Source organism: Cellulomonas sp., from assembly GCF_035634735.1.
GTDB lineage: Bacteria > Actinomycetota > Actinomycetes > Actinomycetales > Cellulomonadaceae > Cellulomonas.
The window spans coordinates 1-25,110 of record NZ_DASQCJ010000054.1 but is presented as its reverse complement, the minus strand read 5'-3'; the positions used below and the strand labels follow the sequence as shown (position 1 = coordinate 25,110).

At 76.8% G+C, this 25,110-nt stretch carries 26 protein-coding genes; 20 read left to right on the top strand and 6 right to left on the bottom strand.

Features of this window, described 5'->3' with window-relative positions:
* Nucleotides 1-17 precede the first annotated feature (17 nt).
* A complete protein-coding gene (locus VER05_RS05220) occupies nt 18-299 on the bottom strand; it encodes a hypothetical protein (RefSeq protein WP_324844334.1) in 282 nt (93 codons plus the stop codon).
* A 125-nt stretch (nt 300-424) separates the two neighbouring features.
* Here VER05_RS05220 and fdxA point away from each other — a divergent pair, with 125 nt between their 5' ends.
* From fdxA to VER05_RS05195, 5 genes are all read left to right on the top strand, one after another.
* Nucleotides 425-751 carry a ferredoxin gene (gene fdxA / locus VER05_RS05215; protein WP_203668414.1) on the top strand — a complete coding sequence of 109 codons (327 nt, stop codon included), beginning with the start codon at nt 425-427 and terminating at the stop codon, nt 749-751.
* A gap of 5 nt (nt 752-756) precedes the next feature.
* Nucleotides 757-1,914, top strand: a complete 1,158-nt coding sequence (gene dapC / locus VER05_RS05210) for a succinyldiaminopimelate transaminase (protein ID WP_324844333.1) — start codon at nt 757-759, stop codon at nt 1,912-1,914.
* Nucleotides 1,915-2,159: 245 nt separating this feature from the next.
* On the top strand, nt 2,160-3,458 hold the full coding sequence (locus VER05_RS05205) for a citrate synthase (RefSeq protein ID WP_324844332.1): 1,299 nt from the start codon (nt 2,160-2,162) through the stop codon (nt 3,456-3,458).
* 163 nt (nt 3,459-3,621) lie between these two features.
* Nucleotides 3,622-4,164, top strand: coding sequence for a PAS domain-containing protein (locus tag VER05_RS05200; protein ID WP_324844331.1), 543 nt, complete (start codon nt 3,622-3,624; stop codon nt 4,162-4,164).
* Complete coding sequence (locus VER05_RS05195) at nt 4,161-5,144, top strand: methyl-accepting chemotaxis protein (RefSeq protein ID WP_324844330.1); 984 nt, start codon at nt 4,161-4,163, stop codon at nt 5,142-5,144. The genes VER05_RS05200 and VER05_RS05195 overlap by 4 nt, the downstream gene beginning before the upstream one ends.
* A gap of 132 nt (nt 5,145-5,276) precedes the next feature.
* Here VER05_RS05195 and VER05_RS05190 read toward each other — a convergent pair whose 3' ends face one another.
* Both VER05_RS05190 and dapD read right to left on the bottom strand, forming a co-directional pair.
* Nucleotides 5,277-6,200, bottom strand: coding sequence for a hypothetical protein (locus VER05_RS05190; RefSeq protein WP_324844329.1), 924 nt, complete (start codon nt 6,198-6,200; stop codon nt 5,277-5,279).
* Between the two features lie 4 nt (nt 6,201-6,204).
* Complete coding sequence (dapD, locus tag VER05_RS05185) at nt 6,205-7,158, bottom strand: 2,3,4,5-tetrahydropyridine-2,6-dicarboxylate N-succinyltransferase (protein WP_324844328.1); 954 nt, start codon at nt 7,156-7,158, stop codon at nt 6,205-6,207.
* 59 nt (nt 7,159-7,217) lie between these two features.
* Between dapD and dapE the strand changes: the two genes are divergently transcribed.
* From dapE to VER05_RS05155, 6 genes are all read left to right on the top strand, one after another.
* The gene (gene dapE / locus VER05_RS05180) at nt 7,218-8,321 is read left to right on the top strand and encodes a succinyl-diaminopimelate desuccinylase (RefSeq protein WP_324844327.1); all 1,104 of its coding nucleotides are present in this window, start codon (nt 7,218-7,220) and stop codon (nt 8,319-8,321) included.
* Nucleotides 8,322-8,402: 81 nt separating this feature from the next.
* On the top strand, nt 8,403-9,254 hold the full coding sequence (locus VER05_RS05175) for a TIGR00730 family Rossman fold protein (protein ID WP_324844326.1): 852 nt from the start codon (nt 8,403-8,405) through the stop codon (nt 9,252-9,254).
* A complete protein-coding gene (gene folP / locus VER05_RS05170) occupies nt 9,244-10,194 on the top strand; it encodes a dihydropteroate synthase (protein ID WP_324844325.1) in 951 nt (316 codons plus the stop codon). The genes VER05_RS05175 and folP overlap by 11 nt, the downstream gene beginning before the upstream one ends.
* Nucleotides 10,191-11,447 carry a hypothetical protein gene (locus VER05_RS05165; protein ID WP_324844324.1) on the top strand — a complete coding sequence of 419 codons (1,257 nt, stop codon included), beginning with the start codon at nt 10,191-10,193 and terminating at the stop codon, nt 11,445-11,447. The genes folP and VER05_RS05165 overlap by 4 nt, the downstream gene beginning before the upstream one ends.
* 228 nt (nt 11,448-11,675) lie before the next feature.
* Nucleotides 11,676-11,843, top strand: coding sequence for a DUF3117 domain-containing protein (locus VER05_RS05160; RefSeq protein WP_082812748.1), 168 nt, complete (start codon nt 11,676-11,678; stop codon nt 11,841-11,843).
* 22 nt (nt 11,844-11,865) lie between these two features.
* Nucleotides 11,866-13,479, top strand: coding sequence for a leucyl aminopeptidase family protein (locus VER05_RS05155; RefSeq protein ID WP_324844323.1), 1,614 nt, complete (start codon nt 11,866-11,868; stop codon nt 13,477-13,479).
* 120 nt (nt 13,480-13,599) lie between these two features.
* On the opposite strand, the gene VER05_RS05150 is transcribed toward VER05_RS05155, so the two are convergent.
* Nucleotides 13,600-14,232 (bottom strand): O-methyltransferase, encoded by a 633-nt coding sequence (locus VER05_RS05150; protein ID WP_147795860.1) that lies wholly within the window; start codon nt 14,230-14,232, stop codon nt 13,600-13,602.
* A 305-nt stretch (nt 14,233-14,537) separates the two neighbouring features.
* Between VER05_RS05150 and sigE the strand changes: the two genes are divergently transcribed.
* The 9 genes from sigE (at nt 14,538) to VER05_RS05105 (ending at nt 22,834) form a co-directional block, all read left to right on the top strand.
* Nucleotides 14,538-15,143, top strand: coding sequence for an RNA polymerase sigma factor SigE (gene sigE / locus VER05_RS05145; protein WP_324844322.1), 606 nt, complete (start codon nt 14,538-14,540; stop codon nt 15,141-15,143).
* Nucleotides 15,140-16,261: a zf-HC2 domain-containing protein gene (locus VER05_RS05140; protein ID WP_324844321.1), complete on the top strand. Its 1,122-nt coding sequence runs from the start codon at nt 15,140-15,142 to the stop codon at nt 16,259-16,261. The genes sigE and VER05_RS05140 overlap by 4 nt, the downstream gene beginning before the upstream one ends.
* Nucleotides 16,258-17,985 (top strand): S1C family serine protease, encoded by a 1,728-nt coding sequence (locus VER05_RS05135; RefSeq protein WP_324844320.1) that lies wholly within the window; start codon nt 16,258-16,260, stop codon nt 17,983-17,985. The genes VER05_RS05140 and VER05_RS05135 overlap by 4 nt, the downstream gene beginning before the upstream one ends.
* Before the next feature lie 59 nt (nt 17,986-18,044).
* Nucleotides 18,045-18,434: a twin-arginine translocase TatA/TatE family subunit gene (locus tag VER05_RS05130; RefSeq protein WP_324844319.1), complete on the top strand. Its 390-nt coding sequence runs from the start codon at nt 18,045-18,047 to the stop codon at nt 18,432-18,434.
* A 70-nt stretch (nt 18,435-18,504) separates the two neighbouring features.
* Nucleotides 18,505-19,527: a tryptophan--tRNA ligase gene (gene trpS, locus VER05_RS05125; RefSeq protein ID WP_324844318.1), complete on the top strand. Its 1,023-nt coding sequence runs from the start codon at nt 18,505-18,507 to the stop codon at nt 19,525-19,527.
* Nucleotides 19,524-20,063, top strand: a complete 540-nt coding sequence (locus VER05_RS05120) for a 2'-5' RNA ligase family protein (RefSeq protein WP_324844317.1) — start codon at nt 19,524-19,526, stop codon at nt 20,061-20,063. The genes trpS and VER05_RS05120 overlap by 4 nt, the downstream gene beginning before the upstream one ends.
* 131 nt (nt 20,064-20,194) lie before the next feature.
* On the top strand, nt 20,195-21,226 hold the full coding sequence (locus VER05_RS05115; protein ID WP_324844316.1) for a YihY/virulence factor BrkB family protein: 1,032 nt from the start codon (nt 20,195-20,197) through the stop codon (nt 21,224-21,226).
* Between the two features lie 296 nt (nt 21,227-21,522).
* Nucleotides 21,523-22,428 (top strand): hypothetical protein, encoded by a 906-nt coding sequence (locus VER05_RS05110; RefSeq protein ID WP_324844315.1) that lies wholly within the window; start codon nt 21,523-21,525, stop codon nt 22,426-22,428.
* Between the two features lie 115 nt (nt 22,429-22,543).
* A complete protein-coding gene (locus VER05_RS05105) occupies nt 22,544-22,834 on the top strand; it encodes a hypothetical protein (RefSeq protein WP_324844314.1) in 291 nt (96 codons plus the stop codon).
* A gap of 252 nt (nt 22,835-23,086) precedes the next feature.
* Here the strand turns inward: VER05_RS05105 and VER05_RS05100 are convergent, their stop codons facing one another.
* Nucleotides 23,087-23,854 (bottom strand): succinate dehydrogenase iron-sulfur subunit, encoded by a 768-nt coding sequence (locus VER05_RS05100; RefSeq protein WP_166942903.1) that lies wholly within the window; start codon nt 23,852-23,854, stop codon nt 23,087-23,089.
* The coding region (locus VER05_RS05095) for an FAD-binding protein (protein ID WP_324844313.1) at nt 23,854-25,110 on the bottom strand (1,257 nt) is incomplete at its 5' end. The genes VER05_RS05095 and VER05_RS05100, both read right to left, overlap by 1 nt.

The following is a 25,110-nucleotide window of genomic DNA, read 5'->3' as shown; positions in this document are numbered from 1 at the left end:
CGCGTCGGCGGCGCCGGTCAGCGGCGCGGGCGCCGCTCCGGGGCCGGCGGCACGACCTTGCCCAGCGCGATCTCGGCGCCCGGCACCCGCACGTCGCCCGCCCGGCGGGTCCGCACCGTGACGCCCTCGTCGTCGACGGCGACCAGGTCGCCGAGCACGTCGGTGTAGGGCTGCGGCTCGCCGGCGGGCAGCCGGCGCCGGACCACGACCCGCTGGCCGGCCCGCCAGGCGCGCCACGGGGCGTCGCCGGCGGCCGGGTCCGGGGGTCGCGGCGGGGGCGTCGCGTCGTCGCTGGTCACGTGTGGTCCTCGTCTCGTCGGCCCCGGCTGCGCCGGTCGTGCGCAGGTGAGCGATACTAGGAGCCGCCAGCCCGAGCCGACCCGGACCGCGCCCGACCGCCGAGGCGGGGCGCGTGGAGGACACCGTGACGTATGTGATCGCCCAGCCCTGCGTGGACGTCAAGGACAAGGCGTGCATCGAGGAGTGCCCGGTCGACTGCATCTACGAGGGCAAGCGGTCGCTCTACATCCACCCCGACGAGTGCGTGGACTGCGGCGCCTGCGAGCCCGTCTGCCCCGTCGAGGCCATCTACTACGAGGACGACGTCCCCGAGCAGTGGAGCGAGTACTACAAGGCGAACGTCGAGTTCTTCGACGACCTGGGCTCGCCGGGCGGCGCCGCCAAGATGGGCGAGATCCCCAAGGACCACCCGATCATCGCGACCCTGCCGCTCCAGGTGCACGGCGAGTAGAGCGCGTGGGCCTGCACACCGGCGCGCTGCCGGACTTCCCCTGGGACACCCTGACGGCGTACGGGGACCGGGCGCGCGCGCACCCGGACGGCATCGTCGACCTGTCGGTCGGCACGCCGGTGGACCCGACGCCGGAGGTGGTGCGCCGCGCGCTGGCCGACGCCGCGGACGCGCCGGGCTACCCGCAGACCTGGGGCACCCCCGCGCTGCGCGACGCCGTCGTGGCCTGGTACGCCCGGCGCCGCGGGGTGCCCGGCCTCGACCCGGCCGGCGTGCTGCCGACCGTCGGGTCGAAGGAGCTCGTCGCCCTGCTGCCCGCGCTGCTGCGCCTGGGCGCGGGCGACCTGGTCGCGCACCCCGCGGCGGCCTACCCGACGTACGACGTCGGCGCGCGCCTGGCCGGGGCCGAGCCGGTCGCGACGGACGACCCGGCCGCGCTGCTCGCGGGCCCGGACGGGGACCGGGTGCGGCTCGTCTGGCTGAACTCGCCGGGCAACCCGGACGGCGGCGTGCTGGGCGTCGAGGAGCTGCGCGCGGTGGTCGAGGCCGCCCGCGCCGCGGCCGCGCGCACCGGCCGGCCCGTCGTCGTGGCCTCCGACGAGTGCTACGCCGAGCTGGCGTGGGACGAGCCGTGGGCGACCGGCGGCGTGCCGAGCGTGCTGGACCCGCGGGTCACCGGCGGGGACGTCGCGGGCCTGCTGGCGCTGTACTCGCTCTCCAAGCAGTCGAACCTCGCGGGCTACCGGGCGGCGTTCGCCGCGGGCGACCCGGCGCTGGTCGCGGACCTGCTCGCCACCCGCAAGCACGTGGGGATGATCGTGCCCGCCCCGGTGCAGGCCGCGATGGCGGTCGCGCTGGGCGACGACGCGCACGTGGCCGAGCAGCGCGAGCGGTACCGCGCGCGGCGCTCGGCCCTGCTCGGGGCGCTCGTGGGGGCCGGGCTCGTCGTCGACCGGTCCGCCGCGGGGCTGTACCTGTGGGCGCGGCCGGCCTCCGGCGACGACGACTGCTGGGCCACCGTCGGCCGGCTCGCCGACCGCGGCATCCTGGTCGCGCCGGGGTCGTTCTACGGCGCCCCGCGGCACGTGCGGGTCGCGCTCACCGGCACCGACGAGCGGATCGCGGCGGCGGTCGAGCGGCTGGCGGCGGTCGACGCGCGCTGAGCCGGTGCGCGCGGCGGCCGGCGACGGCGGGCGCTCCCGCCTGCGAGCGCGCGTGTGACCCTCGTCACAGCGCCTCGCGCCGCTCCCGGGATGGTTCCGCCCGCGGACGGCACGTAGCCTCGACGCAGGCCGAGCCACCCCCGTGGCGCGCGCCCGCACCGCAGCGGCCGCCGGCAACCTGACCTGCACGACCTCGCGGACCGGACCGAGGTCCGAGCCCCGCACCCCGCCCGAGGAGGAGCGCCATGTCCGACGTCACCACCGAGCCTGTCCAGCTGGTCGTCGACGGCACCCCGCACGACCTGCCGGTGGTGCGCGCGACCGAGGGCAACGACGGCGTCGTCGTCTCCTCGCTGCTGCGCGAGACCGGCCTGGTCACCGTCGACCCCGGCTTCATGAACACCGCGTCCTGCGAGTCGCAGATCACCTACATCGACGGCGACGCCGGCATCCTGCGCTACCGCGGGTACCCGATCGACCAGCTCGCGGAGCGGTCGTCGTTCCTCGAGGTCGCGTACCTGCTGATCAACGGCGAGCTGCCCACCACGGACCAGCTCGAGGCGTTCGTCGAGCGGATCAACCGGCACACGTTCGTGCACGAGAACTTCCGCACCTTCATGGGCACCTTCCCGTCGGGCGCGCACCCGATGGCGGTCATGTCCTCCGCGATCAACGCGCTGCCGACGTTCTACCCGGAGTCGCTCGACCCGTTCGACCCCGCGACGGTCGAGCTCGCGACCGTGCTGATCCTCGCGAAGACCCGGACCATCACCTCGTACCTGCACCGCACGTCCCGCGGCGAGCCGCTGCTGTACCCGGACTACTCGCGCGGGTACATCGAGGACTTCCTCCGGATGACGTTCGCGGTCCCCTACCAGCAGTACGACGTCGACCCCACGGTGGTGCGCGCGCTCGACAAGCTGCTGATCCTGCACGCCGACCACGAGCAGAACTGCTCGACCTCGACCGTCCGCATCGTCGGCTCCAGCCACGCGAACCTGTACGCGTCGGTCGCCGCGGGCATCAACGCGCTGTCCGGCCCGCTGCACGGCGGCGCCAACGAGGCCGTGCTCAAGATGCTGGCCGAGATCCAGGCGAACGGCGGCGACGCCACCGAGTTCATGCGCCGGGTGAAGAACAAGGAGCAGGGCGTCCGGCTCATGGGCTTCGGGCACCGGGTCTACAAGAACTACGACCCGCGCGCCGCGATCGTGAAGGAGAGCGCCGACGCGGTGCTCGCCGCCCTCGGCAAGGACAACGAGCTGCTGGACATCGCCCGGAAGCTCGAGGAGATCGCGCTGTCCGACGAGTACTTCATCTCGCGCAAGCTGTACCCGAACGTCGACTTCTACACCGGCCTGATCTACAAGGCGATGGGCTTCGACGAGCGCATGTTCACCCCGCTGTTCGCGCTCGGCCGGATGCCCGGCTGGATCGCCCAGTGGCGGGAGATGATGACGGACCCGCAGACCAAGATCGGCCGCCCGCGCCAGGTGTACTCGGGCTCGCCGGAGCGGACCTTCGTCCCGGTCGAGGAGCGCTGAGGGCAGCACCGCCCGATCGGGCGAGCGCTTCCCCCGGATCGAGTCGGACGAACCGGTCAGAACCCGACGACCCGGACCGATCCGGGGGGACATGTCGCCCACTGAGGCCGCGCACCGACGCGGCAGCGGCCGGCGGCCAGGACCCGTGCGGGGGCGACGCGGGGTGCGGCCGACCGGTGTCGAGCGGGCCTTCGGGCCCGAGGAGATCATCGTCTCCAAGACCGACCCCAAGGGGGTCGTCACCTACGCGAACGACGTGTTCGTGCGCGTGAGCGGGTACCCCGAGGACGAGATCCTCGGCGCCCCGCACAACCTCATCCGGCACCCGGCCATGCCGCGCGCGGTGTTCCGGCTCATGTGGGACGTCATCCCCACGGGCCAGGAGCTGTTCGCGTACGTGCTCAACCTGGCGGCGGACGGCGGGCACTACTGGGTGCTCGCGCACGTCACCGCCTCGCGCGGGCCGGACGGCCGGGTGGTGGGGTACCACTCGAACCGCCGCTGGGTGCCGCCGGCCACGCGGCGCACGGTCGGCGACCTGTACGCCCGGGTCCGGGCCGCCGAGGACGCGCAGGGCAGCACGCCGGACGCGCTCGCGGCCGGCGCGGCGGCGCTGGGCGCCGTGCTGGACGGCGCCGGGCTGACGTACGACGAGTGGGTCTGGTCGCTCGCCGGCCGGGACGACGCCGACGGGGGTGCCGCGTGAGCGCCACGACGACGCGGGCCTGGCACCGCCCGCGGCCGGCCCGGGGCGCGGGCGGTGCGGGGGGTGCCGGGGGTGCCGGGGGTGCCGTGGGTGCCGGGTTCGGCGACGGCACGAGCGCCGCGCTGGAGGCGATCGCCGCGTTCTGCGAGCGCATCGCGGCGGGCGACCTCGAGGGGCGGCTGCCCGCGCTCGGCGACGACCCCGCCGTGCAGCGTGCGCGCGCCTCGCTCAACAGGCTGGCCGACCTGGTCGACGCCTACGTCCGCGAGTCCCAGGCGTCGCTGACCGCCGCGGGCGAGGGCCGGTTCCACCGCCGGTTCCTGCGCCGCGGCATGCCCGGGGCGTTCCGGGAGGGGGCCGCCCGGATCGACGGGGCACGCGCCGACCTGGAGCGCGCCGCGGGCCGCACCGCGCGCGACCAGGCGGAGCGCGCGGACCTGGCCGAGCGGATGGTCGCGGTCGCCGAGCGCGTCGCGGAGAGCGCGCAGCGGCTCGCGTCGTCGGCCGCCGCGCTGGGCGCCGCCGCCGAACAGGCCACGTCCGCCGCGCGCGACTCCCGCGCGACCGTCCGGGAGCTCGCGGACACCTCGGCGCAGATCGACGAGGCCGCCGGCCTGGTGAAGGCGATCGCCAGCCGGACCCGGCTGCTCGCGCTGAACGCGACCATCGAGGCCGCGCGGGCGGGGGAGGCGGGGCGCGGGTTCGCGGTCGTCGCCCAGGAGGTCCGCGCGCTCGCCGACGACTCCGCGGGCCGGTCCGACGACATCGCGCGGCAGGTCGCCGAGGCGCAGGCCGTGGCCGAGCAGGCCGGGCGGGCGATCGGGCGGATCGACGAGATCGTCGCCGGCATGTCCGGGCAGGTCGAGGCGGTCGCGGCGGCCGCCGGCGGGGGAGCCGCGACGGGCGCCCCGGCGCCGGGCCTCGCGGAGCTCGCCGAGCAGCTCCGGGAGGAGATCACGGCCTTCGCGACGCTCCGCTGACGCCGGCGGGCCCGGCCGCCACCCTCGCCGAGATAGGGCCTCCGCGCCGAGGTAGGACCGTCCGAGGCCCTATCTCGGGGCGCCGGTCCTATCTCGGCGAAGGCGGGCGGGGCGACCGGGGCGCGGAGCGAGTCAGGGGGTCGGGGACAGGGTGAGGGCGACCGTGCCCGCCGGGGCCGCGCCCGCGTCCGCCGCCGCCCCGCCCGCCGACCAGCCCTCGCCGCCGCGGTCCCACCGGCTGTCGCCGACCTCGACCGCGTCGAGGCTGAGCCCCTCCGCCACCGCGACGGCCCACTGCGCGACCGCCCAGGACGCGCGCGCCGGGTCGCCGCCGGTCGCCGCGGTCAGCCCGGCGACGTCGAGCAGCACGACCGGCCCCGCCGACCCGTCGGCCGCGCCGTCGACCGCCGCCGACACCGCCCCGCCGAAGTCCCGCTGCACCCGGGCGGCCACGGCGTCGACGTCGCCCGCCTGCGCCGCCGGGTCGAGGTCGCAGTCGAGCGCGCCCGGGGTCCAGCCGGTGAGCGCCGAGGCCCACGCGCGGGACCGGCCCTCGTGCTGGGCGTAGGCGTCCGGGAACCCCGAGCGCTGCACGGCCTGCGCGGCCTCGGTCACCGGCAGCTCGGTGTACCCCGGCACGGCGACCAGCCCGTCGTAGAACTTCCCGGTCGAGTACACCGGGTCCATGATCTGCTCGACCGTGCCCCAGCCCTGCGACGGGCGCTGCTGGAACAGGCCGACCGAGTCGCGGTCGCCGTAGTCGATGTTGATCAGCCGGGACTCCTGCAGCGCGGTCGCGAGCCCGATGGTCGCGGCGCGCGCGGGCAGCCCGCGCTGCGCCGCGGTCGCGGCGATCAGCGCGGCGTTGTCGGCCTGGTCCGCCGACAGCCCCCACGCCGTGCCGTCGACGGTCGCGGTGCACCGCCGGGACGCGGGCGAGGGGGACGTCCCGCCGAGCACCCACACGACCGCGCCCACCGCCCCGGCGAGCAGGACGACGGCGGCGAGCGCCGCGCAGCCCAGGCGCGAGGCCGTGCTGCTGCGGCGGCGGGACACGGCGTCAGTTCGCGTGCAGGGCGGCGTTGAGCGTGATGCCGGTGCCGGTGCGCGCGACCGCCTCGACCCCGCCGGTCAGCGAGTTGCGCCGGAACAGCACGCCGTCGGAGCCGGACAGCTCGCGGGCCTTGACCACGCGCGGGGCGCCGTCCTCGCCGGCCTGGCCGACCAGGGTCACCTTGGTGCCGGCCGTCAGGTAGAGGCCCGCCTCCACCACGCAGTCGTCGCCGAGCGAGACGCCGAGGCCGGCGTTCGCGCCGAGCAGGGACCGCTCGCCGATCGACACCCGCTCGCGGCCGCCGCCGGACAGCGTGCCCATGATGGACGCGCCGCCGCCGATGTCGCTGCCCTCGCCGACGACGACGCCCTGCGAGATCCGGCCCTCGACCATCGACGTGCCGAGCGTGCCGGCGTTGAAGTTCACGAAGCCCTCGTGCATGACCGTGGTGCCGGACGCCAGGTGGGCGCCGAGCCGGACCCGGTCGGCGTCGGCGACCCGCACGCCGTCGGGCAGCACGTAGTCGACCATCCGCGGGAACTTGTCGACGCCGAACACCGTCACCGGGCGGCCGGTCGCGGCGCGCAGCCGGGCGCGGGTGGTCTCGAACCCGTCGACCGCGCACGGCCCGTGGTCCGTCCACACGACGTTGGGCAGCGCGCCGAAGATGCCGTCGAGGTTGAGGGTGTTCGGCGCCGCGAGCCGGTGGGAGAGCAGGTGCAGCCGCAGGTAGGCGTCGGCCGTGTCGACCGGCTCGGCGTCCAGGTCCACGACGGTCAGCACGGTCTCGGTGCGGACGCCGCGGGCCACGTCGACGGCGACCAGCGCCGCGAGCTCCTCGGGGCACTCCGCGGCGGCGGGCACGTCGCCCAGCGCCGGCCGCGGGTACCACGTGTCGAGCACGGTTCCGGAGTCGGTGACGGTGGCCAGGCCCCAGGCCCAGGCGGTGCGGTCGGTCATGGCGTCCAGCCTAGGGGCCGTCGGCCAGGGGGTGGCCGCCCGCGGGTAGGGTCGCGGGCGTGACGACGACCACCCCGCTCGACCTGACCGCCGACCTCACCACGCTCACCGCCGCGATCTGCGACATCGCCTCCGTGAGCGGCGCCGAGGCGGCGCTGGCCGACGCGGTGGAGGAGGCGCTGCGGGCGTACCCGCACCTGGAGGTGCTGCGCGACGGCGACGCGGTGGTCGCCCGGACGCACCTGGGCCGGGCCGCGCGCGTCGTGGTCGCCGGGCACATCGACACCGTGCCGCTGACCACGGACCCCGCGAACCTGCCGACCCGGCTCGAGGGCGCCGGCGCGGACGCGGTGCTGTGGGGCCGCGGCACGGTCGACATGAAGGGCGGCGTCGCGGTGCAGCTCGCGCTCGCCGCCGCGCTGACCGAGCCGACCCGCGACGTCACCTGGGTGTTCTACGACCACGAGGAGGTCGAGGCGTCGCTGAACGGACTCGGCCGGATCGCGCGGGAGCACCCGGACTGGCTCGCCGCGGACTTCGCGGTGCTGTGCGAGCCGACCGACGCGGGCCTGGAGGGCGGCTGCAACGGCACGCTGCGCGCCGAGGTCCGGGTGCCGGGCGTCGCGGCGCACTCGGCGCGCGCCTGGACCGGCGTGAACGCGATCCACGGCGCGGCGCCGGTGCTGGCCGCGCTCGCGGCGTACGAGCCGGCCTCCGTCGAGGTCGACGGCCTGGTGTACCGCGAGGGCCTGAACGCCGTGCTGATCAGCGGCGGCGTCGCCACCAACGTGGTGCCGGACCGGTGCGTCGTCACCGTGAACTACCGGTTCGCCCCGTCGCGCTCCGTCGCGGAGGCGGAGGCGCACGTGCGCGACCTGTTCGACGGGTTCGAGGTCGTCGTCACCGACTCCGCCGCCGGCGCGCGCCCGGGGCTGGACGACCCGGCGGCCGCCGAGTTCGCCGCCGCGGTGCTCGGCGTGACGGGCGGGGCGCCCGCGCCCAAGTACGGCTGGACGGACGTCGCGCGGTTCTCCGCGCTCGGGGTGCCCGCGGTGAACTTCGGCCCGGGCGACCCGCTGCTGGCGCACAAGGACGACGAGCGGCTGCCGGTCGCCCAGCTCGACCTGTGCCACGCCGCGCTCCGGGCCTGGCTGACGGCCTGACCCGGCCGGTCACGCGGGGTTCACCCGGCCGCCGCCGGGGGCGCCCGTGCGGGCACGGCCGCGGACCGTAGAGTCGGGCCCATGAGCGACGACGGCGTTCCCGTGCCGGGCTCGGGGTACCGCAAGGGCCCCGTGCTGCTGCGGCGCGGGCAGATCCCGACCACCACGTCCGACCAGCGCCTGCTGTCCGGCGGCGACGGCGCCGACTGGCTGCACGGCGACCCGTGGCGCGTCATGCGGATCCAGAGCGAGTTCGTCGAGGGCTTCGGCGCGCTCGCGGAGCTCGGGCCGGCGGTCAGCGTGTTCGGCTCCGCCCGCACGCTGCCCGAGCACCCCGACTTCGCGCTCGGCGAGGAGGTCGGCCGGCTGCTGGCCGAGGCCGGCTACGCGGTCATCACCGGCGGCGGCCCCGGCATCATGTCGGCCGCCAACAAGGGGGCGTCCGAGGCGGGCGGCCTGTCGGTCGGGCTGGGCATCGAGCTGCCGTTCGAGCAGGGCATGAACCCCTGGGTCGACCTCGGGGTCAACTTCCGGTACTTCTTCGCCCGCAAGACGATGTTCGTGAAGTACGCCGAGGGCTTCATCGTGCTGCCCGGCGGCTTCGGCACGTTCGACGAGCTGTTCGAGGCGCTGACCCTGGTGCAGACGCACAAGGTCACCGAGTTCCCGATCGTCCTGGTCGGCACCGACTACTGGCAGGGGCTGCTCGACTGGCTGCGCGGCCCGGTGCTGGAGCGCGGCATGATCCGGGAGGCCGACCTGGCGCTGATCCGGCTGGTCGACGACCCGGAGGAGGCCGTGCGGATCGTGCGCGACCGCGGGGTCGAGCTGCGCGCCGCCGAGCGCGAGGCAGCCGCCGCGGCCGAGCGGGCGCAGGAGGAGGCCGAGGCGGAGGTGGCGGACGAGGCGGAGGACGCCGCGGGTGGGCGCTGAGCCCGACGCCGCGCCGGCGCCCGGCGTCCCCGCCGCCGGCGCGCCGCTGCTGCTCCGCGGCCGCTGGTTCGGGCCCGGCCGTCCCGTCGTCATGGCGGTGGTGAACCGGACCCCGGACTCGTTCTACGCCGCCGCCCGGTACGACGACGCGGGGGCGGACGCCGCCGTCGCGCGCGCCGAGGAGGAGGGCGCCGACCTGGTGGACCTCGGGGGCGTGCGCGCCGGACGGGGGCCCGCGGTCGACGTCGCGGAGGAGATCGCCCGGGTCGTCCCGCTGGTGGAGCGCGTCCGCCGCCGGCACCCGGACCTGCTGGTCAGCGTCGACACCTGGCGGGCCGAGGTCGCGCGCGCCGCGGCCGACGCCGGCGCCGACCTGCTCAACGACACCTGGGCCGGGCACGACCCCGCGCTCGTGGAGGTCGCGGCCGAGCGGGGGCTGGGCGTGGTGTGCTCGCACACCGGCGGGCTGCCGCCGCGCACCGACCCGCTGCGGGTGACCTACCCGCTGCCCGACGACGCCCCCGCCGGCGCGGACCCGCGGGACGGGGTGCTGCTCGACGTGCTGGCCACCCTGCGCGCGGCCGCCGCCCGGGCCGTCGACCTCGGGGTGCACCCGGCGAGCGTGCTCGTCGACCCGACGCACGACTTCGGCAAGAGCACGTGGCACTCGCTGCACCTGGTGCGGCGCACGGCCGCGCTCACCGCGCTCGGGCACCCGGTGCTGGTCGCGCTCTCCCGGAAGGACTTCGTGGGGGAGACGCTCGACCTGCCGCCCGAGGACCGGCTGGAGGGCACGCTCGCGGCGACGTCGCTGGCGGCCTGGCTCGGCGCGCGGGTGTTCCGGGCGCACGACGTCCGGGCGACCCGGCGGACGGTCGACATGGTGGCGGCGCTCCGCGGCGACGCGCCCCCGGCGCGCGCCGTGCGGGGCCTGGCGTGACGGCGGGACCCGGCGTGACGGCGGGCTCGCCCGCACCCGCGCGCCGCGCCGCCCTCGACCCCCGCACCTGGCCGTGGTGGGCGCAGGCGCTCGCGGTCTACGCCGCCGCCCGCGCGTTCTCCGCCGTCGTCCTGCTCGTCGTCGCCACCCGGCAGGCCGCCAGCGGCTGGACCGCCGCCGCCCCGGGGTACGCGGACTACACGGGCCTGATGTGGGACGCCACCTGGTACCGGACGATCGCCGAGGGCGGCTACCCGGCGCAGCTGCCGGTCGGCGCCGACGGCGTCGTGCAGCAGAACGCGTGGGCGTTCTTCCCGCTGTACCCGTTCCTGGTGCGTGCGCTGATGACCGTCACCGGCGGCTCCTGGGCCGTCGTGGCGCCGACGGTGTCGCTGCTCGCCGGCGCCGGCGCGGTGCTGCTCGTGCACCGCGCCGTGCTGCGCGGGGCGCCCCGGGCCGTGGCCGCGCGCCCCGGCCTCCCGCTGGCGACGGTGCTGCTGGTCAGCGTGTTCCCGACCTCGGTGGTGCTGCAGGTCGGCTACACGGAGTCGCTCGCGCTGCTGCTGGTCGCCGCCTCGCTGCTGGCGATCGTCACCCGGCGGTACGGCTGGGCGTGCGCCGCGGTGCTGGCGCTCGGGTTCACCCGCGCCGTCGCGCTGCCGATGGCGGTCGTCGTGCTGGTGCACGCCGTCGTGCGGTGGCGGGAGTGGCGCGCGGCGGGGGAGCGGCCGCCGGGCCGGGACCTGGCCGGGATCGCCGCCGTCGGGCTCGCCGCGGTCGTGTCCGGCTTCGCGTGGCTCGCGATCTGCGGCTGGGTGACCGGCGTGCCCGACGCCTACCTGCAGACCCAGGAGGCCTGGCGCGGCGCGGCGACCACCGCCCCGTTCGCGGGCTGGTCGTACGTGCCGGCGTTCTGGTTCGGCGCCGCGTGGCCCCTCGTGGTGCTCGCGGCGGCGGCGTTCGTGGTCGCCTGCCTGGTCGCGCCGTCGGCCTGGCGGCTCGGGCGCGAGCTGCACGCGTGGTCCGCCGCCTACCTGCTCTACCTCGCGGCCGCGGTCGAGCCGGGCAGCAGCCTGGCCCGGTTCCTGCTGCTGGCGTTCCCCCTGGGCGCCGCGACGGCGGGCCTCGTGACCCGGCCGCGCGCGGCGCGGTGGGCGTGGACCGGCGCGGTGGTGGTCCTCATGCTCGTGCTCCAGGTCGTCTGGGTCTGGCGCATCTGGCGGTTCGTGCCGCCGTCCGGCTGGCCGCCGTGACCGTCCCGCGGACCCCCCGGCGCCCCGCCGCGGCGGCCCCGCAGGGGCCTGACGAGCGGGTTGGCGCACGCACCGCGCGCCGACGGCCCCGCCTTGTCGCCCCGGTGAACTAGACTGAGGCCTGGACATCCGGGAGCCGGAGGCCCGCTCCTGCCCGTCCCGCCCCCCGCGGGCGCGGAGGGACCGGGCGCCCGGAAGCCCAGCTGACGACGCGAAGGAGAGCCACGCATGGCCGCGATGAAGCCGAGGACTGGCGACGGTCCGCTCGAGGTGACCAAGGAGGGCCGCGGCATCGTCATGCGGGTCCCGCTCGAGGGCGGTGGCCGACTCGTCGTCGAGCTCAACGCGACCGAGGCGCAGGAGCTGGGCGAGGCCCTGACCTCCGTCGTCTCCTGACCGCGCGGGACGCGCTTCCGACGTGGCTCGCACCCTGACCTCCCCCGCCGTGCGCATCGGCCGCGCGGTCCCGGCGGTCGGCCTCGCGGCCGGCTCGCTGGCGACCTCGGAGCTGCTGCTCGAGCCCGGCGTCGACGCGGTGGCCGTCCCGGTCGCCCCGGCGGCGCCGGACGACACCGACCTCCAGCCGCGCCGCGGCACCGCCGACGCGGCGGCGCGGTACGGCATCGACCTGGCCGAGCTCGCGGAGCGGGCCGGGCTCACCGGCGCCGCCGGCGAGGCGTGGACGCTGCTGCTCCCGCGCCCCGTCGGCAGCGCCACGGGGGCCCTGCCCTGGGCGGGCCTGCCCCGCCGGCTCGTGCTGGTGGGCGTCGGCGACGGCACCCCGGACGAGCTCCGGCGCGCCGGGGCCGCGCTGGCCCGTGCCACCCGCGGCCTGGGCCGCGTGCTCACCACCGTCGCCACCGAGCCGGGCGCCGACGGCCCGCGCGCGGTGCGCGCGTTCGCCGAGGGCTACCTGCTCGCCGGCTACCGCGTGCAGCGGATCGGCGCGCCCGCGTCGCCGAAGGAGGCGCCGGCCGCGGAGCTCGTGGTCGTCGGCCGCGAGGGCGTCCGGGTGCAGGCCGCGCTCGACGAGGCCGTGCGCGGCGCCACCGCCACCTGGCTGGTGCGCGACCTCGCCAACACCCCGTCCAGCATCAAGGACCCGGCCTGGGTCGCCGACCGCGCGTCCGAGCTGGCGCGCGCCGCCGGCCTGCGGGTCGAGGTGCTCGGCCCGCGCGAGCTGGAGGCCCAGGGCTTCGGCGGCATCCTCGCCGTCGGCGGCGGCTCGGCGTCGACCCCGCGCCTGGTCACCGTCACCTACGACCCCGCGGGCCCCGCCGGCACCGCGGGGCGCCGGCGCCAGCACGTCGTGGTCGTCGGCAAGGGCATCACCTACGACACGGGCGGCCTGTCGATCAAGCCGCGCGAGGCGATGGTGCCCATGAAGACCGACATGGCGGGCGCGGCCGTGGCGCTGGCGACCGTGCTCGGCGCGGCCGCCGCCGAGGTGCCGCACCGGGTCACCGCGGTGCTGCCGCTCGCGGAGAACCACTTCGGCGCCTCGTCCTACCGGCCGGGCGACGTCCTGCGGATGTGGGGCGGCCGCACGGTCGAGATCGCGAACACCGACGCCGAGGGCCGGCTGGTGCTCGGCGACGCGCTGGCCTGGGCCGACGCGACGCTCGCCCCGGACCTGCTGGTGGACGTCGCGACCCTCACCGGCGCGGCCAGCCTGGGCCTGGGCAAGCAGCACGGCGCGCTGTACGCGACCGACGCCCGGCTCGCCGCGGCGCTCGAGGCCGCGGGCGCGGAGTCGGGCGAGCCGGTCTGGTCGATGCCGCTGGTCGAGGACTACGCCGACGCGGTGCGGTCCACCGTCGCGGACCTGCGGCACGTCCCGCAGGACCTGAAGTACGGCGGCGGGTCCATCACGGCGGCGCTGTTCCTGCGCGAGTTCGTCGGCGCCCGCACCTGGGCGCACCTCGACATCGCCGGGCCGGCGCGCTCGACGGCGGACCGGCACGAGGTCACCGAGGGGGCGACCGGGTTCGGCGCGCGGCTGCTGCTGCGCTGGCTCGCGGCGCTGCGCTGAGCCGTCGCGGCGCGCCGAGCCGACGCGCCGCCCGGGACGACGACGGCCGCCCACCCCACGGGGTGGGCGGCCGTCGTCGTCCCTGGGCGGCCCGGGCCGGTCGCGCCGGGGCGCGCGGCGTCAGCGGCGCACGGCCACCAGCAGGCCGTCGCCCACCGGCAGCATCGCCGGCATCAGGCGGTCGTCCTCGCGGACCAGCCGCCCGGTCTCGCGCACCAGCGTCGTCGCCTCGTCCCGGCGCGCCGGGTCGGCGACCCGGTCGTGCCACAGCGCGTCGTCCACGGCCAGCACGCCGCCGGGGCGCAGCAGCCGCACCGCCCGCTCGACGTACGCGGGGTAGCTCTCGATGTCGGCGTCCACGAACACCAGGTCGTAGGCGCCGTCGGTCAGCCGCGGCAGCACGTCCAGCGCCCGGCCGGAGATCGTGCGGGTGCGCGCCGCGCGGACCCCCTCCTCGGCGAACGCCTGCTTGGCCGCGCGCTGGTGCTCCACCTCGACGTCGATGGTGGTCAGCACGCCGTCCGACGGCATCCCGCGCAGCAGGTGCAGGCCGCTGACGCCCGCGCCGGTGCCGACCTCGACCACCGCGCGCGCCCGGGAGGCCGCGGCCAGCACGGTGAGCGCGGCGCCGGTCCCGGGCTGCACCGGCGTGCAGCCGAGCTCGCCGGCGCGGTCCCGCGCGCGCAGCAGGGTGTCGTCCTCGGGGACGAAGCCCTCGGCGTAGACCCAGCTCGCGGCCTTGTCGGTGGCGATGGTGTCCTCCTGGTCTCAGGGTCGTGCGGGGGAGTCGTGCCAGGCTGGCGCGGCGGCCGGTGCGCGGACGTGCGCGGGCGCTGGCCAGCCTAGTGCGCGGGGCGGCCCGCGGCGGCGCGGCGCCCCGGGCGGCGGCGGTCGCGGAGGCCGGCCGGCCTCACCCGCTCGCGCGGGAACCGGGCGGGACCTGTGTGCGTTGTGCGGGGACAGGGGTGGGCCGGGTTCGCACCCGGCCCCGGGTCCTGGGACACTGGGTTTCTGGGACCTCGCGCCGCACCCGCGGCCCCCGACGCAGAAGGACGTGGATGGCGACCTCGTTGCCCGACCCGGACTGGCAGCCCCCGACCTGGGAGGCGATCGTCCGGGAGCACTCCGCGCGCGTGTACCGCCTCGCCTACCGGCTGACCGGCAACCGGCACGACGCCGAGGACCTCACGCAGGAGGTGTTCGTGCGCGTCTTCCGGTCGCTGTCCACGTACACCCCCGGGACGTTCGAGGGCTGGCTGCACCGGATCACGACCAACCTGTTCCTCGACGGCGCCCGCCGCCGCCAGCGCATCCGCATGGACGCGATGGGGGAGGACGGCGACCGCTACCCGGCCACCGACGCCGGGCCCGAGCGCGCCTTCGAGCACGACAACCTCGACGTCGACGTGCAGCGCGCGCTCGACGAGCTGCCCCCGGAGTACCGCGCCGCCGTCGTGCTGTGCGACATCGAGGGGCTGTCCTACGAGGAGATCGCGGTCACCCTCGGCATCAAGCTCGGCACCGTGCGCTCGCGCATCCACCGCGCCCGGGCGCGGCTGCGGGTGGCGCTGGAGCACCGCTCGCCGGCGGCCGTGCGCGCCGCGGCCGCGGAGTCCGCGGACGGTCGCACGTCCGAGGTGACGGCCCCGGCGGGTGCCCGGTGAGCGGGCACCTCGGGGACCGGGTCAGCGCCCTGGTCGACGGCCAGCTCACCCCGGCCGCCGCCGAGCGGGCGCTCGCGCACGTCGCGGGCTGCCCCCGGTGCGCCGCCGACCTCGCCGCGGCGCGGGCCGCCCGGCGGGTCCTGTCCGACTGCGACGACGTCCGGCCCGCCGGCGACCTCACGGCCCGGCTGCTCGCGCTGGGCGGCGCGCCCGTGCCCACCGGTGCCGGCGCACCGGGCGGGCCGGGGGCCGCGCGGCCGATGGACCCGTTCGTGCCGCCGTCCGCCGTGCGCGGCGCGGCCGCGTTCACCGGCGCCCCGACGACGGCCGGCTCCGGGATCGGGGGCCTGCTCGGCGGGCGCGGTCCGTTCGGCGAGGGCGTCCTCGGCGGGCGGTCCGTGCTCGGCGGGTCGGTGCTCGGCTCGCGCCGGGTGCTCGGCGACCGCCCCGTGGTCGGCAGCGCGCCCGGCTCCGCGGGCGCCGCGACCCGTCGGGGCCTGCGCGCCGCCGTGGGCTCGCTCACCGGCCTGGGCGTCGTCGCGGTCGGGCTGTTCCTGCTCGGCGACCGCCCCACGGTCGCCCCGGTGACCGAGTCCACCGAGGCGCTGCAGCTGCTCGGCGACGCGGGCACCGCCGCGCTCCCGGTGGTCGCCGGCGGCGCGGACGGCACCTCCGTCGGTCCCGCCGCGGGCGGCAGCACGCAGGACTACCTGGACTGGATGCGCGCCGAGGGGTGGACCTGCCCCGAGCAGGTCCCCGCCGGGTGGTCCGTCACCGCCGTGCACCTGCGCGACGACGGCAGCACGCTCGAGGTCGACCTGTCCGGGCCGACCGGCGACGTGGTCGTCACCGAGCAGCACGGCCGGCTCGACGTGTCCGCGCTGACCGCCGCCGAGCCGATCGACGTCGAGGGCCGCACCGTCTACCTGCTGTCGGCCGAGCCCTGGCACGCGGCCTGGCAGTCCGGGGACACCGTGGTCGAGGTGGTGTCGTCCCGCACCGGGCCCGGCGCCGCCGCCGTGGTCGCCCAGTTCCCCGAGGGCCAGTTCGACGCGGGCCTGAGCGCCCGCCTGACCCGCGGGTGGGACACGTTCGCCGCCGCGGTGCACCTGCCGTGACCGCGCCCGACGAGCGCGCCGGGGACGGGGACGGGACCGCGGAGCGGCCCGCTACCGGCGACCGGTCCGTGCCGGCCGACCGGCCCGCTGCCGGCGACCGGCCGACGGCCGACCCGTTCGCGCCGCCGCCGCGCGCCCCGCGGGGCTGGACGCCGCCGCCCGCCTGGGGCGCGCCGGCCGAGACGCCGCCGCCGGCGCCCTGGGCCGGGGTCGCGCAGCCCGGCGCCGCCCAGCCCGGCGCCGCCCGGCCCGGGGCCGCCCAGCCCGGCGCCGCCGTGCCCGCGTCGCCGTACGGCCCCGGCGGCGCGGCCGACCCGTACGCCGCCCCGCACCCCGCGGGCGCGGCCCCGCAGCCCCCGCACCCCGCGCCCGCCCCGTCCGGGTGGGGCGCGCCGTCCCCCTGGGGCGCGCCCGCCGGCCTCGCCGCCCCCGGTGGCCCCGCCGCGCCCGCGTCGGCCCACCCCGGCGCCCGGCACGGCCTCCCCGCGACCGCCCTCCCGCCGTCCCCGCTGCCGGCCGACCCGGCCGCGGCGCCGGCACCCGCGGTCCTGCCCCCGGGCGTGCTCCCGCCCCCCATGCCCGAGCTCGGCGTCCCCGTCCCCGCGCGCCGCGGCCGCCGGCGCCGGCGGGTGCCGCTCGGCCTCGTGGCCGGCCTGGTCGTCGCCGCCTTCGCCGCGGGCCTGCTCGGCGGCGTCGTCGGCGCCCGGGTCGACCGCGACGACGCGCACCTCGCGGACGCCGGGCTGCCCGCCGCCGTCGGCACGGGCGCGGGCGACCGCGCGCCGGACAGCGTGGCCGGCATCGCCGCGACGGTGCTGCCCTCGGTCGTCTCGATCGAGGTGTCCTCGGCGTCCGGCGGCTCGACCGGCTCCGGCCTCGTGCTCCGCCAGGACGGCTACATCCTCACGAACCACCACGTCGTCGCGGGCGCGTCGGGCGCGGGCTCGTCGATCGTCGTGCTGCTGGCGGACGGTTCGCAGCTGCCCGGCACGATCGTCGGCAGCACGGCCGACTACGACCTCGCGGTCGTCAAGGTCGAGGCCGAGGGCCTGACCCCCCTGGTGCTCGGCGACTCCGACGCGGTGCAGGTCGGCGACCCGGTCGTCGCGATCGGCGCCCCGCTCGGCCTCGCGGGCACCGTGACCACCGGGATCGTCAGCGCGCTCAACCGCCCGGTCGCCGCCGGCGACGGCACCGAGGAGACCGCGTTCATCAACGCGATCCAGACCGACGCCGCGATCAACCCCGGCAACTCGGGCGGCCCGCTCGTGAACGCCGCGGGCGAGGTCGTCGGCATCAACTCGGCGATCGCCCAGCCGCCCGGAACCTCGGCGACCAGCGGCGGCAGCATCGGCCTCGGGTTCGCGATCCCGTCCAACCAGGCGCGGCGCACCGCCGAGCAGCTGATCGAGACCGGCGTCGCCACCTACCCGGTGATCGGCGTGCTGCTCGACGGGACGTACACGGGCGAGGGCGTCCAGGTCGCGACCGCGCCGCAGGGCGCCCAGCAGCCGGTGACGCCGGGCGGCCCCGCGGACCGCGCGGGCATCCGGGCCGGCGACGTCATCCTGGCGATCGACGGCCGCCCGGTGACCGCGTCGGACGAGCTGGTGGTCGCGATCCGCGCGCGCACGCCCGGGGACGCCGTCTCGCTGCGGGTGCGCGCCGCCGACGGCGCCGAGCGGGACGTGCGCGTCGTGCTCGACGAGTCCGCGCAGGGCTGACCCGGACGGGCGACCCCGACCGCTAGGTCGGGCGGGCCGCGGACGGTAGCCTGGGGCGCGTGTTCGGGATCAACGGCGGCGAGCTCCTCGTGATCCTGGTCGTGGCCGTCATCGTCATCGGACCCACCCGGCTGCCGAAGTACGCCGAGCAGCTGGCCCGCCTGACCAAGCAGGCCCGGCACTTCCTCGCGGACGCGCGCGAGCGCGTCGACAGCGAGCTGGGCGACGAGGTCAAGGACATCGACTGGGCCGCGCTCGACCCGCGGCGCTACGACCCCCGCCGGATCGTCCGCGACGCCCTGCTCGACCCCGAGCCGGCCCCCGCCGGCGCGCGCACCGCGGCCGCGGCCGCCGGCGCCGGTGCCGCGGGGCACGCCGCGCGCGCCGCCCCGTCGACGACCCCGCTGCCGCCCGGCGCGCCGGCCCCGTTCGACGACGAGGCCACCTGACCGCTGCCGAGCACCGGCACCCCGCCCCCTCCTGCACGGGCCACCCGCCCCCGACCGTCAGAATGGACCCATGGCCTCCGGCTCCCCTCGCATCTTCTCCGGGATGCAGCCCACCTCCGACTCCCTCCACCTCGGCAACTACCTCGGCGCGCTCACCCAGTGGGTCGCGCTGCAGGACGCCTACGACGCGCTGTACTGCGTGGTGGACCTGCACGCCCTGACGGTGTCGCCCGACCCCGTGCAGCTGCGCGAGCGCACCCGGCGCACCGCGGCCCAGTACCTGGCGGCGGGTGTGGACCCGGAGCGCTCCATCCTGTTCGTGCAGTCGCACGTCGCGGAGCACGCGGAGCTGGCCTGGCTGCTGTCCTGCCAGACGGGGTTCGGCGAGGCCGGCCGGATGACGCAGTTCAAGGACAAGTCGGCCAAGCACGGCGCCGAGGGCACCACGGTCGGCCTGTTCACCTACCCGATCCTCATGGCGGCGGACATCCTGCTGTACGACACGGCGCTCGTGCCGGTCGGCGAGGACCAGCGCCAGCACCTCGAGCTGACCCGCGACCTGGCCGAGCGGCTGAACAAGCGGTTCGGTGACGGCACCGCGGTCGTGCCGGACGCGCACATCGTCAAGGCCACCGCGAAGATCTACGACCTGCAGGACCCGACCGCGAAGATGAGCAAGTCGGCGTCGAGCCCCAACGGCATCATCGAGCTGCTCGACCCGCCCAAGACCGTCGCCAAGCGGATCCGGTCCGCGGTCACCGACGCGGGCTCGGAGATCCGGTTCGACCGGGAGAACCAGCCCGGCGTCGCGAACCTGCTGACGATCTACTCGGCGCTCACCGGCCGCGACGTCGAGGCGATCGTCGCGGACTACGCGGGCAAGGGCTACGGCCACCTCAAGGTCGACCTGGCGGACGTGGTCGTCGAGTTCCTCGCCCCGTTCCAGGAGCGGGTGAACGGCTACCTCGCCGACCCGGCCTCGCTGGACGCGGTGCTCGAGGACGGTGCCGAGCGGGCGCGGGCCATCGCGCGGGGCACGCTCGACCGGGTCGCGGACCGCTTCGGGCTGCTGCCCCGCCGCCGAACGGCATGAACCCCACCGGGCCGTTCGCCGACGAGCTCCGGATCGGCGTCGCGGTCTCCGTCCCGGAGCCCTACGCGGCCGAGCTGCAGGCGGCGCGCGCCCGCGTCGGCGACCCCGGCGCCCACCTGATCCGCCCGCACATCACGCTGCTCGGGCCGACCGTCCTGCCGACGGCCGCGCTGCGCGAGGCGGAGGAGCACCTGCGGGCGGTGGCCGCCGCGCACGCGCCGTTCACCGTGCACCTGCGGGGGACCGCGACCTTCCGGCCGGTCTCGCCGGTGGTGTTCGTCGAGGTGGTCGAGGGCATCGCGTCCTGCGAGCTGCTCGAGGTGGCGATCCGGTCCGGGATCCTCGACCAGGAGCTGCGGTTCCACTACCACCCGCACGTCACCATCGCGCACGAGGTGCCGGACGACGCGCTGGACCGGGCGTTCGCCGAGATGGCGGGCTTCGAGGCGCGGTTCGACGTCGCGGAGATCCACGTCTACGAGCACGGGGACGACGGCATGTGGCGGACGATCGGGGCGTTCCCGCTCGGCGGCTGACGGGTCCGGCGCCGCCCACCGGCGCTGCTCACCGGCGCTGGCCGCCGGCGCGGACGCCCGCGGGCCGCTGACCGGCGGCGACGCCCCCGCTCCGGATGCCGAGCCGCCGCGCGGTCCCTAGGGTCATCGGCATGGGAGTCCCGGCCGAACCGCAGGGCGCCGGGCGGGCGCACGCCGCCGCCGCGAGCGCGGAGGACGTCGCCGCCGGCAACCGGCACGACGTCGGGGCGCGGGTGTACCCCGGCGGGTTCGCCGGGCTCGCCGCGCGCGGCAAGGCCGTGCTGGCCTGGTGGCAGCGCACCCGGGCGGCGCGCGCGAACGCGCGGTTCGGGGAGGCCGGCGGCGGCGTCCTGACCGGTGGCATCGCCTACGCCACGATCTTCTCGGTGTTCGCCGGGCTGACCATCGGCTACTCGGTCTTCATGGCGGTGCTCGGCAACAACGAGGCCCTGCGGCAGACCGTCCTCGACACGATCGACGCGAACCTGCCCGGCCTGGTGATGACCAGCAGCGACGACGAGACGGGCGTCATCGACCCCGACACGCTCCAGCTGAGCACCGGCGTCGGCGTCGCGGGGCTCGTGGCGTTCGTGGTGCTCCTGGTCAGCGCGATCTCCGCCATGGCCGCCCTGCGCACCGCCGTGCGGGCGATGTTCGCGGCCGAGGGCGCCGGCGGCAACGCGGTCACCGGCAAGCTGCGGGAGCTCGGCGGCTTCGCCGGCATCGGCCTGGCGATCCTGGTCTCGGCCGTGCTGAGCATCGCCACCACCACGGCCGCCGACTGGGCGCTCACCGTGCTCGGCCTGGACGGGTCGACCGTCGGGTCCCTCGTGCTCCGCGGCGCGGGCATCCTCGTGGCGTTCGTGGTCGACGCCGGGACGTTCGCGCTGATCGTGCTGGTGCTCGCCGGGCAGCGGCCGGCGTGGCCCGACCTGCGGCAGGGCATGCTGGTGGCGGCGCTCGGGCTCGGCGTCGTGCGGGTGCTCGGCACCTCGGTTGTCGCGGGCTCGGCGGACCGCAACGCGATCCTCGCGTCGTTCGCGGTCATCGTGACGCTGCTGATCTGGATCAACCTGATCGCCCGCATCGTCCTGCTGGCCGCCGCCTGGACCGCCGACCCCCCGCCGGCCGACCCCCCGGCCGAGGACGCCACCCCCGCCTGACCCGCGCGTTCCCCTTGCTCGAGTGGAGCGTTCTGCCCGACACGCCGGGGCGTGTCCGGCAGAACGCTCCACTCGTCTCCACTGTCGTGGCCGTTGTCCACAGGGCCGTCGCGCGGGGGTGGCCGCGTCGGAACTGCCACCCGCACAGTGGGTCGATGACCCGAGCACTCGCCACCGGCCCGCGGATGCGTCCCGACCCCGGCGGCGACCTGCCCGCTGTCGTGTCCACACGCGATGCCGTCGCCCGAGGGCGCCGGGGCGACCTCCGCGCGGGCTACGTCCGGGTCGCGCGGGGGGTGCACGTCGCCGCGGGTACCCAGATCGACGACCCTGACGTGCGGATCGCCGTCGCGATGACGGGCGCTCCCGAGACCGTCACGCTCGGCGGTTGGGCGGCGGCCCGGCTCCACGAACGGGATGCGTTGCGCAGTCGGGCTGCGTCGCACGGCTCGCGAGGTCCCCGCGGCCGCGATGACGGTGCGCTCCTGTTCGACGGGGCGGTCGTCGGGGGTCGTCCCGGCGACCTCCGACCCGTGCTGCTCCTCGGCCCGCCCGAGACCCGGCTGGCACCGCGTGCCGGCGAGCGCCTGCTGCGCAGCCGGGTCGCGCCGCACGAGCGCGCGGCGCTCGACGGCTACGCGATCACGGACGTCACGCGCACGGCGTTCGACCTCGCGCGGACCTCGCCGCCGGTCGACGCGGTCGTCGGGCTGGACCGGCTGCGCGCCCTGGGGCTGCTCTGCGCCGAGGACCTCCAGATCCTGGTGCGTGAGCGGTCGCGGTGGCGGGGCGCCGGCGCCGCTCGGCGCGCGCTCGCCCTCTCGACCGACGGCGTGGAGTCGCCGCAGGAGACGCGGATGCGCCTCGTGTGGCTCGAGGCGGGCTTGCCCGCACCGGTGTGCAACCCCGACGTGCTGGACGAGGACGGACTGTTCGTGGCGCGGGTCGACGTGCTCGACCCGGCCAGCGGGCTCGCCGCCGAGTACGACGGAGCGGTGCACTCCGGTGCAGAGCGACGGAGCGCGGACGCCGCACGTCAGGAGCGGTTGCGCGCGCTGGGGGTCGAGGTGCTGCGCGCCACGTCGGTCGACCTCGCGACCGCCGAGGCACGCGCCCGCTGGCAGGGGCGGGCGCGAACGGCGTACGCACGAGCTGTCGCGCAGCGGCCGACGGCCCGCTGGCACCTCGCGCCGACGCGCTGACTCGCTGCCCGGCAGGCAGCGGCGGTGGACGACAGTGGAGCGTTCTGCCCGACACGCCGGCGCGTGTCGGGCAGAACGCTCCACTGAAGCTCGGAACGGCCTAGCGTTCGGGCACGTGAGAGACACGGGTGAACCCCGCGCCGGGGGACGACCGGGCGGCGTCGGGCGCGACCTCGCGCGGGGCCTGCTCGACGGGCTCGTCGAGATGGTCGTCACCGCCGCGGCCGTGCTGGTCGTGGTCGGCGGCGGTGCCGGCGCCGGGTACGCCGTCGGCGGGGGCTGGGGCGCGGTCGTCGGGGGCGCGGTCGGTGTCGTGGCGCTTGGGGTCTGCCACGTCGCCATGCTGCTGTCCGGGGTCTCGCTCGCCGCGCGGCTCGTCACCCGCCGCGACGGTGGAACGTTGTGACCGACACGCCCACGGCGTGTCGGTCACAACGTTCCACTGTCGGAGGGGGCCCGGGGGACCCGCCGGGGCACGGCGACGGGGACGGGCACGGGGACCCACCCAGGCACGGGGACCCGCCCGGGCACGGGGGCCCACCCAGGCACGGGGACCCGCCCGCGCACGGGGACGGACCCACGCGCCCGAGCACCGGCCCCGGGGACGCCGACGGCCCGGCCCCCGCGCGGGGGACCGGGCCGTCGCCGTGCCGGAGCGTCAGAACGCGCGGGTGATCATCGCGCGCTTGACCTCCTGGATCGCCTTCGTGACCTCGATGCCGCGCGGGCAGGCCTCGGTGCAGTTGAAGGTCGTCCGGCAGCGCCAGACGCCCTCCTTGTCGTTGAGGATCTCGAGCCGCTGGGCGCCGCCCTCGTCCCGGCTGTCGAAGATGAACCGGTGCGCGTTCACGATCGCCGCCGGGCCGAAGTACTGGCCGTCGGTCCAGAACACCGGGCAGGACGACGTGCACGCGGCGCACAGGATGCACTTGGTGGTGTCGTCGAACCGGGCCCGCTGCTCGGGGGACTGCAGCCGCTCGCGGGACGGCTCGGTACCCGTGGTGATGAGGAACGGCATGATCTCGCGGTAGGACGCGAAGAACGGCTCCATGTCGACCACGAGGTCCTTGATCACGGGCAGGCCCTTGATCGGCTCGACCGTGATCGGCTTGTCCGGGTTCAGGTCCTTGAGCAGGGCCTTGCACGCGAGCCGGTTGCGGCCGTTGATCCGCATCGCGTCCGAGCCGCACACGCCGTGGGCGCAGGACCGCCGGAACGTCAGCGAGCCGTCGGACTCCCACTTGATCTTGTGCAGCGCGTCGAGCAGCCGGTCGGTGCCGTGGGCGGTGACCGTGTGCTCCTCCCAGTACGCCTCGTCGCCGTGCGTCTCGGGGGTGTAGCGGCGGATCTTGAGCGTGACCTCGAACGAGGGGATCTCGCCGGCCTTGGGCTCGGCGGCGGCCGAGCGCTCTGCGACAGCAGTCATCAGTACTTCCGCTCCATCGGCTGGTACACGGTGGTCACGACGGGCTTGGTGCCCAGGAGCACGACCGGGCGGCCGGGGCCCGGTGCGGGCACCTCCTCGCCCTTCGGCGCGGAGCCGGCGGGGGAGTCGACGGGCACGCCCGGCTCCCGGCGGTACGCCATGGTGTGCTCCATGAAGCCGGCGTCGTCCCGCTTCGGGTAGTCCTCGCGGAAGTGCCCGCCGCGGGACTCGCGCCGGTTGAGCGCGCCGACGACGACCGTCTCGGCGATGTCGAGCAGGAAGCCCAGCTCGATCGCCTCGATGAGGTCGGTGTTGAACATCCGGCCCTTGTCCTGGACCGACACCCGCGTGTACCGCTCCTGCAGCACCTGGATGTCCTGGAACGCCTGGCGCAGCGACTCGGCGGTGCGGAACACCTGCGCGTTGGTGTCCATCGTCTGCTGCAGCTCGCGGCGGACGTCGGAGACGCGCTCGCCCTGAGGGCGGTTCCGCATGTCCTCGAGCTCCTCGACGACCGCGGCGGCGGGGTCGGCCGGCAGGTCGACCCAGGACGCCCCGGCGGCGTACTCGGCGGCCGAGATGCCGGCGCGCTTGCCGAAGACGTTGATGTCGAGCAGCGAGTTGGTGCCGAGCCGGTTGGAGCCGTGCACGGACACGCAGGCGACCTCGCCGGCCGCGTACAGGCCCTTCACGACGTGCGTGGTGTCCCGCAGGACCTCGCCCTCGACGTTGGTCGGCACGCCGCCCATCGCGTAGTGCGCCGTCGGGTACACCGGCACGGGCTCCGTGTAGGGCTCGATGCCGAGGTAGGTCCGCGCGAACTCGGTGATGTCCGGGAGCTTCGCGTCGATGTGCGCGGGGTCGAGGTGGGTCAGGTCGAGCAGGACGTAGTCCTTGTTCGGCCCGGCGCCGCGGCCCTCGCGCACCTCGTTGGCCATCGACCGGGCGACGATGTCGCGCGGCGCGAGGTCCTTGATGGTGGGGGCGTACCGCTCCATGAACCGCTCGCCGTCGGCGTTGCGGAGGATGCCGCCCTCGCCGCGCGCGGCCTCGGACAGCAGGATGCCGAGGCCGGCCAGGCCGGTCGGGTGGAACTGGAAGAACTCCATGTCCTCGAGCGGCAGCCCGCGGCGGTAGGCGAGGGCCATGCCGTCGCCGGTCAGCGTGTGCGCGTTCGAGGTCGTCTTGTAGATCTTGCCGGCGCCGCCGGTCGCGAGGACCACGGACTTGGCGCGGAACACGTGGATCTCGCCGGT

Bases quoted from the DNA above. Each gene is read 5' to 3' on its own strand.
- sigE (WP_324844322.1), top strand. From the start codon at position 14,538: ATGGCGACCTCGTTGCCCGACCCGGACTGGCAGCCCCCGACCTGGGAG.
- trpS (WP_324844318.1), top strand. From the start codon at position 18,505: ATGGCCTCCGGCTCCCCTCGCATCTTCTCCGGGATGCAGCCCACCTCC.
- VER05_RS05120 (WP_324844317.1), top strand. From the start codon at position 19,524: ATGAACCCCACCGGGCCGTTCGCCGACGAGCTCCGGATCGGCGTCGCG.
- VER05_RS05160 (WP_082812748.1), top strand. From the start codon at position 11,676: ATGGCCGCGATGAAGCCGAGGACTGGCGACGGTCCGCTCGAGGTGACC.
- VER05_RS05175 (WP_324844326.1), top strand. From the start codon at position 8,403: ATGAGCGACGACGGCGTTCCCGTGCCGGGCTCGGGGTACCGCAAGGGC.
- VER05_RS05205 (WP_324844332.1), top strand. From the start codon at position 2,160: ATGTCCGACGTCACCACCGAGCCTGTCCAGCTGGTCGTCGACGGCACC.
- VER05_RS05100 (WP_166942903.1), bottom strand. From the start codon at position 23,854: ATGACTGCTGTCGCAGAGCGCTCGGCCGCCGCCGAGCCCAAGGCCGGC.
- VER05_RS05115 (WP_324844316.1), top strand. From the start codon at position 20,195: ATGGGAGTCCCGGCCGAACCGCAGGGCGCCGGGCGGGCGCACGCCGCC.
- dapD (WP_324844328.1), bottom strand. From the start codon at position 7,158: ATGACCGACCGCACCGCCTGGGCCTGGGGCCTGGCCACCGTCACCGAC.